General features: G+C 47.4%; 1 protein-coding gene. It reads left to right on the forward strand.

All coding sequences use genetic code 11. From position 1 onward, the window contains the following. A partial coding sequence (locus tag LNL84_RS19660) for a transposase (protein WP_244359563.1) occupies window positions 1-396 on the forward strand: 396 nt, incomplete at its 5' end. Between the last annotated feature and the right edge of the window lie 41 nt (window positions 397-437).

The following is a 437-nucleotide window of genomic DNA, read 5'->3' on the forward strand; positions in this document are numbered from 1 at the left end:
AATATCCCCTGTAATGTACTTAACGGCATTAAAATTACCCGTTTATACGCCAAAAGAATGCAAATTGAAGAGTCGTTCCGAGACCTAAAAAGTCCAGCCTACGGGTTAGCACTCCGCCATAACCGAACACGTTGCACCAAACGCATTGATATCTTGTTGCTCATGGCATTGATGGCCGAAATCATCATGTGGTGGAATGGCTTAATCGCCATGCAAGCCAAATGGCATTATGACTTCCAAGCCAACACCATCAAGCATCGTCGTGTGCTCTCTATTCCTAGACTTGGTAGAGAAGTGCGTTGCCATCGGAGATACCGAATACAAGAGTCCCAATATCATTGGGCAATGGTGGAATATCAACGCCTCACGCATACCTGTGGGCTGGGCGAATTATGAGGGGATCCGCCAGCGCCCTGTTAAGGTGTGAGCAACGCAAT

Origin of the sequence: Vibrio gelatinilyticus, from assembly GCF_022836845.1 — a bacterium.
Lineage (GTDB): Bacteria > Pseudomonadota > Gammaproteobacteria > Enterobacterales > Vibrionaceae > Vibrio > Vibrio gelatinilyticus.